This window comes from Latilactobacillus sakei (genome assembly GCA_002953655.1).
Lineage (GTDB): Bacteria > Bacillota > Bacilli > Lactobacillales > Lactobacillaceae > Latilactobacillus > Latilactobacillus sakei_A.
This window is the reverse complement of the sequence record CP025839.1, coordinates 1245834-1258440: the sequence shown is the minus strand read 5'-3', so window position 1 is coordinate 1258440 and position 12607 is coordinate 1245834. Positions and strand designations below refer to the sequence as shown.

13 protein-coding genes are annotated in these 12607 nt (G+C 41.1%); all 13 read left to right on the top strand.

Annotation, left to right across the window (positions count from 1 at the left end):
* Nucleotides 1-132 precede the first annotated feature (132 nt).
* The 13 genes from pdhA (at nt 133) to C0213_06130 (ending at nt 12606) form a co-directional block, all read left to right on the top strand.
* Complete coding sequence (gene pdhA / locus C0213_06190; protein ID AUX12020.1) at nt 133-1242, top strand: pyruvate dehydrogenase (acetyl-transferring) E1 component subunit alpha; 1110 nt, start codon at nt 133-135, stop codon at nt 1240-1242.
* 1 nt (nt 1243) lies between these two features.
* The gene (locus C0213_06185) at nt 1244-2221 is read left to right on the top strand and encodes an alpha-ketoacid dehydrogenase subunit beta (GenBank protein AUX12019.1); all 978 of its coding nucleotides are present in this window, start codon (nt 1244-1246) and stop codon (nt 2219-2221) included.
* A gap of 29 nt (nt 2222-2250) precedes the next feature.
* A complete protein-coding gene (locus tag C0213_06180) occupies nt 2251-3873 on the top strand; it encodes a dihydrolipoamide acetyltransferase (GenBank protein AUX12018.1) in 1623 nt (540 codons plus the stop codon).
* Nucleotides 3874-3880: 7 nt separating this feature from the next.
* Complete coding sequence (gene lpdA, locus C0213_06175) at nt 3881-5287, top strand: dihydrolipoyl dehydrogenase (GenBank protein ID AUX12017.1); 1407 nt, start codon at nt 3881-3883, stop codon at nt 5285-5287.
* A gap of 144 nt (nt 5288-5431) precedes the next feature.
* A complete protein-coding gene (locus tag C0213_06170; GenBank protein AUX12819.1) occupies nt 5432-5716 on the top strand; it encodes a hypothetical protein in 285 nt (94 codons plus the stop codon).
* 16 nt (nt 5717-5732) lie between these two features.
* Entirely contained in the window at nt 5733-6530 is a 798-nt protein-coding gene (locus C0213_06165) for a myo-inositol-1-monophosphatase (protein ID AUX12016.1), read from the top strand.
* 145 nt (nt 6531-6675) lie between these two features.
* Nucleotides 6676-8511 (top strand): translational GTPase TypA, encoded by a 1836-nt coding sequence (typA, locus tag C0213_06160; protein AUX12015.1) that lies wholly within the window; start codon nt 6676-6678, stop codon nt 8509-8511.
* Between the two features lie 120 nt (nt 8512-8631).
* A complete protein-coding gene (locus tag C0213_06155) occupies nt 8632-8928 on the top strand; it encodes a hypothetical protein (protein AUX12014.1) in 297 nt (98 codons plus the stop codon).
* Between the two features lie 8 nt (nt 8929-8936).
* Nucleotides 8937-10124: an FtsW/RodA/SpoVE family cell cycle protein gene (locus C0213_06150; GenBank protein AUX12013.1), complete on the top strand. Its 1188-nt coding sequence runs from the start codon at nt 8937-8939 to the stop codon at nt 10122-10124.
* A gap of 10 nt (nt 10125-10134) precedes the next feature.
* Complete coding sequence (locus tag C0213_06145) at nt 10135-11223, top strand: hypothetical protein (protein ID AUX12012.1); 1089 nt, start codon at nt 10135-10137, stop codon at nt 11221-11223.
* A gap of 23 nt (nt 11224-11246) precedes the next feature.
* On the top strand, nt 11247-11537 hold the full coding sequence (locus C0213_06140) for a hypothetical protein (protein AUX12011.1): 291 nt from the start codon (nt 11247-11249) through the stop codon (nt 11535-11537).
* Nucleotides 11538-11541: 4 nt separating this feature from the next.
* Complete coding sequence (gene rsmD / locus C0213_06135) at nt 11542-12096, top strand: 16S rRNA (guanine(966)-N(2))-methyltransferase RsmD (GenBank protein ID AUX12010.1); 555 nt, start codon at nt 11542-11544, stop codon at nt 12094-12096.
* 12 nt (nt 12097-12108) lie between these two features.
* Entirely contained in the window at nt 12109-12606 is a 498-nt protein-coding gene (locus tag C0213_06130) for a pantetheine-phosphate adenylyltransferase (protein AUX12009.1), read from the top strand.
* The last annotated feature ends 1 nt before the right edge of the window (nt 12607 follow it).

Below are 12607 nucleotides of genomic sequence, written 5' to 3'. Positions count from 1 at the left end.
GGTTTGATGATTAGTTATGTAAAACGCTTGCATTCAGTGCTATAAAATGCTAAATTATACTTGTGAAGAAGCTTAATTGATACAGATATAAGCGAATATTAAAACAGTTTAGTGAAGAGGAGAATGAATATTATGGCCAATAATAAAGCTGCAGTTAATTTTGATAAACTACTCGGCGATGAAAGCCAAGATTTTAAAACAGTTCAGATCTTAGATGAAACTGGCCAAGTTGTAAATCCTGATATCATGCCAGATTTAAGTGATGACCAACTTGTTGAATTGATGAAACAAATGGTTTGGTCACGGGTGCTTGATCAACGTGCGACCGCTTTAAACCGTCAAGGGCGTTTAGGGTTTTACGCACCAACTGCCGGACAAGAAGCAAGTCAATTAGCAAGTAATTTTGCGATGAGTAAGGATGACTTCTTATTCCCTGGTTATCGTGATGTACCACAATTGGTGCAACATGGCTTACCTCTATCACAAGCTTTCTTATGGTCACGTGGTCATATCGAAGGTAACAAGTATCCAGAATCACTCAAAGCAATGCCACCACAAATTATTATCGGGGCACAATACATTCAAGCAATGGGTGTCGCTGTTGGGATGAAAAAACGTCAATCTAAGAACGCCGTTTACGTTTATACGGGTGACGGTGGCACTTCACAGGGGGATTTCTATGAAGGCATTAACTTTGCGGGTGCCTTTAAAGCCCCTGCAATCTTCGTTGTTCAAAATAACGGTTTTGCGATTTCAGTACCGCGTGAAAAACAAACAGCAGCAGTGACATTAGCCCAAAAGGGGGTTGCTGCCGGGATTCCTGCTATCCAAGTAGATGGGATGGATCCACTAGCCGTTTATGAAGTCATGAAAGAAGCTAGAGATTTCACAACCGCTGGCAACGGACCTGTTTTAATTGAAACCTTAACTTATCGTTATGGACCCCATACACTCTCCGGGGATGACCCAACTCGTTATCGGACAAAAGAAACAGATGATATTTGGTTGAAACGTGATCCACTAGTTAGAATGCGTCGTTTCTTAACGGATAAGGGCCTCTGGTCAGAAGATCAAGAAAATGAATTAATTGATCAAGTTAAAGCAGCTATTAAAGAAGCAATCAATGAAGCAGATGCCATTCCTAAACAAAAGGTAACTGACTTCTTAAAAGTAACATTTGAAGAACAACCACAAAATATTCAAGAACAAATCACAGAATACAGTGCAAAGGAGTCGAATTAAGATGGCACAAAAAACAATGATTCAAGCAATTACAAATGCGCTGGATTTAGAACTAGCAAGTGATGAAAATGTCTTAATTTTCGGGGAAGATGTCGGCAAAAATGGCGGTGTTTTCCGTGCGACTGAAGGCTTGCAAGCTAAACATGGCGAAGAACGCGTTTTCGATACACCTTTAGCTGAATCTGGGATTGGTGGTTTATCAATCGGGTTAGCTTTGGAAGGTTTTAGACCCGTTCCGGAAATTCAATTCTTTGGTTTTGTTTTTGAAACATTAGATTCAATTGCCGGTCAAATGTCACGGACTCGTTATCGGATGGGTGGCACACGCAATATGCCAATTACAATCCGGGCACCATTTGGTGGCGGTGTGCATACTCCTGAAATGCATTCAGATAACTTTGAAGGTATGATTACCCAAATTCCTGGGATTCGAGTAGTTGTCCCAAGCAATCCATACGACGCTAAAGGCTTATTGATTGCGGCGATTCGTTCAAATGATCCTGTTTTATATTTGGAACATATGAAACTTTATCGCTCATTCCGTGAGGAAGTGCCAGACGAATCTTACACAGTGCCACTTGATAAAGCTGCTGTCACATTGGAAGGTTCAGATGTTTCAATCATCACTTACGGCGCAATGGTTCGCGAGGCTAAGAAAGCGGCTGAAAATTTAGCTAAAGATAATATTTCAGTCGAAATCATTGATTTGCGGACCATCGCCCCATTAGATATTAAAACCATTATTGCATCAGTTGAAAAAACAGGTCGCGTTGTCATTGTGCAAGAAGCACAAAAACAAGCGGGTGTTGGGGCACAAGTGGCTTCTGAAATTTCAGAACGCGCTGTCCTTTCATTAGAAGCACCAATTGGTCGCGTTTCAGCACCAGATACACCATTCCCATTTGGGCAAGCTGAATCAACATGGTTACCAAACGCAACTGATATTGAAAATAAAGTTAAGGAAGTTATTAACTTTTAGTCGATAACGAAGGAAGGGATGACATAAGCATGGCATATCAATTTAAATTACCAGATATCGGTGAAGGTATTGCAGAAGGCGAAATCCAAAAATGGGCAGTCGCAGAAGGCGATACAATTGCGGAAGACGATACATTATTAGAAGTCCAAAATGATAAATCAGTTGAAGAAATCCCATCACCTGTTAGTGGTAAGATTGTTAAAATCCTAGTGGGCGAAGGTGAAGTCGCAACAGTGGGTCAAGTCCTCGTTGAAATCGATGCACCAGGAGTTGAAGGTAACGATGCACCAACAGCAGAAACAACTACGCCAGCAGCAGAACAACCTGCAGCGCCAGCAGCCAGTGAAGGTGTTTATCAATTTAAGTTACCAGATATTGGTGAAGGGATTGCAGAAGGCGAAATCCAAAAATGGGCAGTCGCAGAAGGCGATACAATTGCAGAAGACGATACCTTATTAGAAGTCCAAAACGATAAATCAGTTGAAGAAATCCCATCACCTGTTAGTGGTAAGATTGTTAAAATCTTAGTGGGTGAAGGCGAAGTTGCAACAGTCGGGCAAGTGCTCGTTGAGATTGATGCACCAGGCCACAATACTGCAACAGCTTCAGCATCCGTAGCAACAACGCCAGCACCTCAGGCGGCAGAAATACCAGTAGCAACTAATAATAGTAGTGACACAAGCGTGGTTGCCATTAGTGATCCAAATCGGAAAATATTGGCAATGCCATCTGTTCGTCAGTTTGCGCGTGAGAATAACGTGGATATCAGCCAAGTCCCAGCGACTGGTAAACACGGTCGTACGACGAAAGAAGATATTCAAAACTTCATGCAAAATGGTACTGCACCAGTTGCTTCAACGACAACCACTGACACTAAGAGTGCCCCTGTAACCACAGCGACACCTGAACCAGCAGTAGCCGTTAAACCTTATGAATCAGCAACACCAGAACTTGAAACACGTGAAAAGATGTCACCAACACGAAAAGCAATTGCTAAAGCAATGGTGACAAGCAAGCATACTGCACCACACGTGACATTATTTGATGAAGTTGAAGTTTCTAAATTAATGACCCATCGTAAGAAATTTAAGGATGTTGCTGCTAAGAAAGATATTAAGTTAACCTTCTTACCATACATTGTTAAAGCTTTAGTAACTGTATTACGTGATTTCCCAACGTTGAACGCCTCAATTGATGACACAACAAGCGAAATCGTTTATAAACACTATATCAATGTCGGCATTGCAACCGATACTGATCACGGCCTTTATGTACCAAACATTAAAGATGCCGACAGCAAGAGTATTTTTGCTATCGCTAAGGAAATTGGCGAAAATACGCAAAAAGCTTTGGACAACAAGTTGAAACCGGCTGAAATGAGTGGCGGTTCGATGACGATTAGTAACATCGGTTCAATTGGTGGTGGCTGGTTTACACCAGTTGTTAACTATCCTGAAGTGGCGATCCTCGGGGTCGGGCGTATCGGCACAGAACCAATTGTTAATGAAGATGGCGAACTCGCAGTTGGTAAAGTCTTGAAATTATCCTTATCATTTGATCACCGTTTGATTGATGGTGGGACTGCGCAACGTGCGATGAACGAATTAAAAGAATTATTAGCTGATCCAGAGCTACTATTGATGGAAGGATGATTTAAAAATGGTTGTAGGTGATTTTGCAATTGAATTAGAAACTGTCGTTATTGGTTCTGGACCTGGGGGCTATGTGGCCGCCATTCGAGCTGCTGAAATGGGTCAAAAAGTTACGGTTATTGAACGTGAAAATATCGGTGGGATTTGTTTGAACGTGGGCTGTATCCCTTCTAAAGCCTTAATCTCTGCAGGTCATCGTTTGCAAGAAGCTAAGAATTCTGAAGTCTTCGGAGTTTCAACAACGGGGGCCACGCTTGATTTTGCAAAGACACAAGATTGGAAGCAACACCAAGTTGTCGAAAAATTAACAGGCGGCATTTCAATGTTGTTTAAAAAACATAAGATTGATGTTCTTGATGGCTCTGCCTTTTTAGTTGATGAACACAGTTTACGCGTCATTAAAGAAGAAAGTGCGCAAACCTATAGTTTCAAGAACTTAATCATCGCAACTGGTAGTCGACCAATTGAAATTAAGGGCTTTAAGTTCAATAAACGCGTGATTGATTCAACGGGTGGTTTGAACTTAACGGAAGTGCCTAAGGAATTAGTCGTGATTGGCGGGGGCTATATCGGCTCTGAATTAGCTGGTGCGTATGCTAACTTAGGTGCCCATGTAACAATTCTTGAAGGAACGGATTCAATTTTACCGAACTTCGAAAAAGACATGGTGCAACTTGTAACGAAAAATTTCAAGGCTAAAGGTGTTGATGTAATCACTGGCGCCATGGCTAAAGAATCAATCGAAACTGATCAAAATGTAACAGTTAAATATGAAGTTGGTGGTAAGGAAGAACAATTGGTTGCCGATTATGTCATGGTAACCGTTGGTCGTCGTCCTAATACCGATGACATGGGCTTAGAACAAGCTGGTATTAAAATGGGTGATCGTGGTTTAATTGAAGTCGATCAACAAGGTCAAACGAATATCAAAGGTATTTATGCCATTGGCGATATTGTTGCCGGTGCAGCGCTTGCCCATAAAGCGAGTTATGAAGCTAAAATTGCTGCCGAAGCAATTGCTGGTAAGAAAGTGGTTGTGGACTACAAAGCAATGCCAGCAGTTTGTTATACCGATCCAGAATTGGCAACCACTGGTTTAACAGTTGCTGAAGCAAAAGAAAAAGGTTATAACGCTAAAGGCTTTAAATTCCCATTTGCTGCTAATGGTCGTGCGTTGTCGTTGGCTGAAACTGACGGTTTTGTGCGCTTAGTAACGAATACTGATGATAATACGTTGCTTGGTGCTCAAGTAGCGGGTGTTGGCGCTAGCGATTTAATCTCAGAATTAACCCTGGCGGTTGAATCAGGGATGAACGCGGAAGATTTAGCTTTAACAATTCACCCACATCCAACGTTAAGTGAAGCAATTATGGATGACGCTGAATTAGCATTAGGCTTACCAATTCACATCTAATACTGGAGGGGTCGTCATGAATTATGACGGCCCTTTTTGTATCCAGTTGTCAAAACGATTCGACAGGGGCTAAAAAAATGCGCTATAATGGTTGATAATAAAAATGTCAATTTTGCTAAAATTGACTTAAATTTAGGAGTATTTATGCAAACTAACTATAGCTATCCTTTAGAATCAGATTGGACACCAGAAGAAGTGGTTCAAGTCATGCATTTATATAATCTTGTGGAACAGGCTTATGAATTTGGTGCCAAAGTTGAAGATTTAAACGCGGCTTATCGTGATTTTAAACAAGTCGTTCGAAGCAAGATGATTGAAAAACAACTTGATAAGGCTTTTACAGAAGCTTCTGGTTATTCAATCTACCGTTGTATGCAAACTGCTCAAAAGAGTGGCCGGGCACAAATTAAGATGACGACTAATAATTGAAAGTAGATGAAAAAAGATGGAACAAGAGGCGCTATATCAATTAAGTCGTTCATTACAGAAATGGGTGCTTGAAGCAGCCGCTGAAACACGCAAAAAGATGACGCAACCGTTAGATATTATGACCAAATCAAGTCGTAATGATTTAGTAACTAATGTCGATTGCGCTAACCAAGCCTTTTTTGCAGAACAAATTAAAGCAGAATACCCAACGGCGCAATTGGTTGGAGAAGAAGGGGCCAACGTTGGCGCCGGAGATTGGCATAATGGCCTAACCTTTTTTGTTGATCCAATTGATGGCACGATGAATTTTGTTAAGCAACAGGAAAATTTTGCGATTATGGTTGGGGTCTATGAAGATGGCCAGCCTTCATTCGGGATTATTTACGATGTCATGGCTGACAAGCTTTTCTGGGGTGGCCCACAATTGGGCGTTTTTCGTAATGAACAAGCCTTGGATAAAGCAACGGACCAACCGCTATCAGAGGGGCTAATCTGCGTTAATACGCGTATGTTGGTGACCAACGAACGACAATTACAACAAGTTTTCGTTCAAAGCTCAGGTGTCCGTATTTATGGCAGTGCTGGCATTACTTTTGCGCAACTATTAAGGGGAAATGCGCAAGCCTATATTTCCAAGTTAGCACCATGGGATATCGCTGCGGGCCGCATTCTAGCCGAGACGCTTGGTTTTCAGATTTTAAATTTCGATGGTCAACCAATTTCAATGGTTGCCAAAGAAGGCATGATTATTGCACCAAAGCAAGCGATGCAAGAAATTATCGCCATTATGGCCCATTCAAAAACGGCCGAATAATTAGATTTTCATGAAAAAGTCTTGCGTATTTTCAAAAAATCGCTAATATAAGAAGCATAGCCCTATTTATTATGGTAAAATAATAGCTTGTATACATGAGACAAACAACACTAGTTAAGTCACTAGCGAGAGGAAGCTGAAACACTTGAAAAAAAGAGAAGACATTCGCAATATCGCAATTATCGCCCACGTTGATCATGGTAAAACAACCTTAGTTAACGAAATGTTAAAACAATCAGATACATTGGATGGTCACGCAGAAATTTCTGACCGTGCAATGGATACAAATGATATCGAAAAAGAACGTGGGATCACAATTCTTTCAAAGAATACTGCTGTTAAATACAACGGCAAACAAATCAACATCTTGGATACACCAGGACATGCCGATTTCGGTGGTGAAGTTGAACGTATCATGAAGATGGTTGACGGTGTATTATTAGTCGTTGATGCTTTCGAAGGTACAATGCCACAAACACGTTTTGTTTTGAAAAAAGCTTTAGACCAACATTTAACACCAATCGTTGTTATCAACAAAATTGACCGCCCAGGCTCACGTCCTGAAGAAGTGGTTGATGAAGTGCTTGAATTATTCATCGAACTTGGTGCTGACGAAGATCAACTTGAGTTCCCAGTTGTATACGCAAGTGCTATCAACGGGACATCAAGTCTTGAATCAGACTTAGACACACAAGCTCACACAATGGTGCCTATCTTTGACACAATCTTAGATACAATCCCAGCCCCAGTTGATAATAGTGACGAACCACTTCAATTCCAAGTGGCGATGTTAGATTATAACGACTATGTTGGCCGTATCGGTATTGGCCGCGTTTCTCGTGGGACAATCAAAATCGGTGATCAAGTTTCTGTTCTTAAACTTGACGGTTCTGCTAAGAACTTCCGGGTTACGAAGATTTTTGGTTTCATCGGTTTAGACCGTGTTGAAATCCAAGAAGCTAAGGCCGGCGATTTAATCGCTGTTTCAGGTATGGAAGATATCTATGTTGGTGAAACTGTGACACCAGTTGACCATCAAGAAGCATTACCAATTTTACGGATTGACGAACCAACTTTACAAATGACATTTGCTGCTAATGATTCACCATTTGTTGGTCGTGAAGGTGATTTCGTTACTGGTCGTAAGATTGAAGAACGTTTACGTCATCAATTACACACTGACGTTTCACTTCGTGTTGAAGATACAGATAAAGCCGGTGCTTGGATTGTTTCAGGTCGTGGTGAATTGCATCTTTCAATCTTGGTTGAAGAAATGCGTCGTGAAGGCTTCGAATTACAATTATCACGTCCAGAAGTTATCTATCGGGATATTGACGGCGTTACTTGCGAACCTTTTGAAATGGTTCAAATCGATACACCTGACCAATATACAGGCTCAGTAATCGATTCAATGGCCCAACGTAAGGGTGAAATGCAAAACATGGAAAGTGATGCTAATAACCAAACACGGATGACTTTCTTAGCACCTTCACGTGGTTTAATCGGTTATTCAACAGAATTCTTAACGATGACTGGTGGATACGGGATTATGAACCACACCTTCGAAAAATACATGCCAGTGATTAAAAACTGGGAACCAGGCCGTCGTAACGGTGCATTAGTTTCAATTAATGCTGGTTCATCAACAACTTATAGTTTACAATCAGTTGAAGATCGTGGCCAATTATTCATCGGCGCTGGCGTTGATGTTTATGAAGGGATGATCGTTGGTCAAAACAGCCGTGATACAGATATCGCCGTAAACGTTACTAAGGGTAAAAACTTAACGAATACTCGTGCTTCTGGTAAAGATCACTCAGCTGCTATCAAGACACCTAAAGAAATGTCACTTGAAGAATCAATTGAATTCTTAAACGATGACGAATACTGTGAAGTAACACCAACTTCTGTTCGTTTACGTAAGAAGATTCTTGACACAGGTATGCGTACTAAAGCTGACAAGAAGCGTAAACGCGGATAATAAGCTTAAAACTATATTAAAAGGTAGCCTAAGACACTTTAGGCTACCTTTTTTTAGTGTCAGATATGGTATAATAACCTGCAGAGTGTGCATTACTATAACAGTTTAAGTGGGCGTTAAATGATGATTAAACAAGAAACAATCGGGTATATGACTTTAAAATCAGACGCAGCTAAAATTGAAGCGTTATTGACGAAGCAATTCGACGCGCTTTGTTTAAGTCAATGTCCCATCATTGAAGAAATTATTGATACACAACTGTTTGGTTTTACAAAAGAAGTTGATTTTGCCAAAAGAGTTCGGTTAATTAGTGACCAAGAAGGATCGCAATTAGTAAATGAACTTGAAACGCGGATTAATCAACTTTATTTAGAGATTTATCAAACGCAAGCTCAGAATGAAGTTCATAGAAATTAGGTGTAAGTGTGTGGCATAAGCTTCGAGATAAAGCGCAGTATTTAGATTATTGGTTATTAATTCCGTACGTTATTTTATGTGCGATTGGGGCCTTGATGGTCTATTCAGCGAGTTCGGATTTAATGTCGATTCATGGTGCTAAGCCGGATGCTTATTTTACTAAGCAATTAATTTATATCGGCCTTGGCTTTGGATTATTACTATTTTCCTTCTTTTTAAAGTTAAATCTATTAAGGAAACCCAAGTTTTTAATTGGTGTGACAGTCGTCATTTTATTGGCGCTCTTTTACCTATTGGTGTTAAGTCGGATTAGACCGGACGCTGCGATTAATGGGGCAACTGCTTGGATTAATCTAGGACCCTTTAGCATTCAACCAGCGGAATTTGCTAAGTTATTAATTGTTTTATACTTGGCTAACATGTTATCCAAACGTGAAAAGAATCTGTCGGAGCATTGGCGTGACAATGTTAAGTTGTTTTCCGCACCTGTGATTTTGGTGGCCGTCATTATCGCCTTTGTATTGGTACAACCTGATACTGGTGGTGCGGCAATTCTAGGGATTATTTTATTGGTATTACTATTTGCCAGTGGCATCTCTTTTTGGTGGGGGATTTCAATCATCAGTGCAACCTTAGCTGTTATTACTGCGGCGATTGCTGGATTGAGTCGCTTGAATTTAACGACCGGGGTCAATTATCGGTTCAACCGAATTCTAGCCTTTTTAGAACCATTCAAACTCGAAAATATGGGTGGGAGTCAACTCGTTAATTCCTATTATGCGATTAATAACGGTGGTTGGTTTGGTATGGGGCTTGGTAATAGTATTCAAAAACGAGGCTATTTGCCTGAACCTTATACCGATTTTATTTTATCGATTACAACTGAAGAACTCGGCGTTATAGGGGCCCTTTTTATTTTAGGGCTACTCTTTTTACTGATTTTCAGAATTTTTACCATCGGAATTAGAGCGCGTCAAACCTATAATGCCTTAATTTGTTATGGGATAGGTACGATTATTTTCGTCCAAAGTTTGTTTAATATTGGTGGTCTGTTAGGCCTGCTACCAATTACCGGGGTGACCTTACCCTTCATTAGTTATGGGGGGTCAAGCATGCTAGTGTTAGCGACAGGCCTGGGCTTAGTCTTGAACGTCAGTGCTCAGGAAAAAAAGGCGCTTAAAATGAAACAATCGTGAGGACTCACAAATGAAAAATTTGGGGCGTTTTTTAATCGCATTGGGGGCATGGTTAGTCTTATTATATGCATGGCCCGTTATGCATCATGCTCAGCCAACAGTTGATTCAACGCAGAGCCGGGTTAAACAGCATACAAAATTGACGCATCCGCAAAACCCATTATTAAAGACGCAGGGGCCGGCGAAGTTTATTAATCAACCTGCGACGAAATTGGTAGCGCAATATGGGCAACCTGTTAAACAGTCGGCAGAAGATGGCCTGCAGAGCCGATGGTTATTTCAATTAAATAGCCGGCATTATGTTGAAGCAACGATTGACGATCAAACAGGGACAACGCAACAATTAGTGGTAATTGGTCAAGATAACGCGATTAAGCCGTTTGAATTTGGGCAGTCGTTAAAGGCAATTACTCAGATTACGACGATTCCAGCCAATTATGAGCTTAATTTACATGAACAAAAATTTCAAATTGAGTTGAACGAAACGCAACAACGGCAGCGACCACTGATTGCATTTAAGAATAAAACCTATGCGATTTTGGTAATGCAAAAAGGTGGCGTGGCGACGGTGGTTTATTTAAATGCCAATCGCTTGTTGCAATCGAACTTATATCCAGTAACCTCAATGACGCCAGTACCGGTGCCAGAAGGCGCAACAGGTCAATCACAACAAGTTGATGATGAGCGGCAATTGGCATTATTACAGTATTGTCAGACGATACGGCTCAACGCCAAGCTACCTGAGTTACGGAGCGACGTATTACTGGAAGCTGATCAACTATTTCTAAAGACGCTGGAAGAGGCACCTAAGACGTTGTTAACTGATTCTGGAAAACGACGATTGAAGCGTGCTAAACAACAACGACAAACGGCCTTACCACAAAAATTAACTGAAGCAGATTTTACCGCGAAGGCTTTAGCAGATTATCAACTAACTAAACAACAGCTCTTTTATTTTGATCAGCCAGTCAGTGTGCAACAGCTCATTTTTGAACGGCAGACCAATCCAGCATTTTACCGAGCAATTCACGACCAAGCCTACCAGCGGATTCAAATTATCTGTACAGAGGGTCATACCTTGGTTGTGATTGGTGAATAAACTACAAGATAAGGACTGATAAAATGGCATTAGAAATGACGCAACGACAAGGCATTGTTGTTTGGCTGTATTCATTACGGCAAGTCAAACAATTGCGACGTTACGGACTTGTGTATTATACGTCTAAACGAATGAAATACGTTTATTTATACGTTGATGCGGACCAAGCACCGGCGGTTATCGAACGATTAAAGAAACTACACTATGTTAAACGAGTAACGCGTTCGCAACGCCCCATGCTCGATATGGAATTTGGCGCATTAGCCGAATTAGCGAATCAAGAGACCGCTAGTAAAGCGGCATTAAAGGAGTAAAGAGATGCGGATTATTGCAGGAGAATTTGGTGGCCGTCGCTTAAAGGCGGTCCCCGGAATGAAGACCAGACCCACAACGGATAAAGTGAAAGAAGCCATGTTCAGTATGCTGGGGCAATTTTTTGATGGTGGTCAAGCGCTTGATTTATACGCTGGTAGTGGTGGCCTCGCGATTGAGGCTGTTTCGCGTGGTATGGACCATGCTTATTTAATTGATCGCCAATACGCGGCAATTCAAACGATTCAAGATAACGTAGCAGTGACAAAGATGCCTGAATGTTTCACAATCTGGAAGATGCCAGCTGAAAAAGCATTGTTAAAATTAGCAGATGCAAAAGAACAGTTTGACTTAATTTTGTTAGACCCACCCTATAAACAACAACAAATGTTAGTCGAATTACAACAATTTGTGAAGATGGATCTCTTAAAACCAGGGGCGATTATTCTTTGTGAAACGGACACGAGTTTAACGTACCCTGAAGAAATCCCACATTATACATTGAAACGCCAACAAAACTATGGGATTACTGAAGTGGCAATTTTCGAATTTATCGGTTAAGGAAGTGGTCGGATGACTGAAAGAATCGCATTATTTCCAGGCAGTTTTGATCCTTTTACCAAAGGACATCTAGATACAGTTGAACGGGCAAGTCGGTTATTTGACCGCGTGATTATTGCAGTCATGACTAACGCAGCGAAGAAGCCATTATTTGATGGTCCCACTAAAGTCGCGTTGATTGAAACCGTCATTGCCGATTTGGACAATGTGAGTGTGGTAGCGCAACCTAAAACGTTGACCGCTAATTTTGCGCAAGCAGTTGGGGCCCGCTATCTGATTCGGGGCATTCGGAATGCTAATGATTTTGAATACGAACGGGATATTGCAGCGCTCAATCAGACGCAAGATGCACAGTTAGAAACCGTGTTATTATTAGCAAGACAAGAATTTTCATTTATTTCATCCAGTATGGTTAAAGAAATTGCGGCTTTTGGTGGACAGGTTGATCAATTGGTACCGCCAGCAGTCGCAATTGCGCTCCAAGAAAAATTAAAACACGGAAGAGATTAGC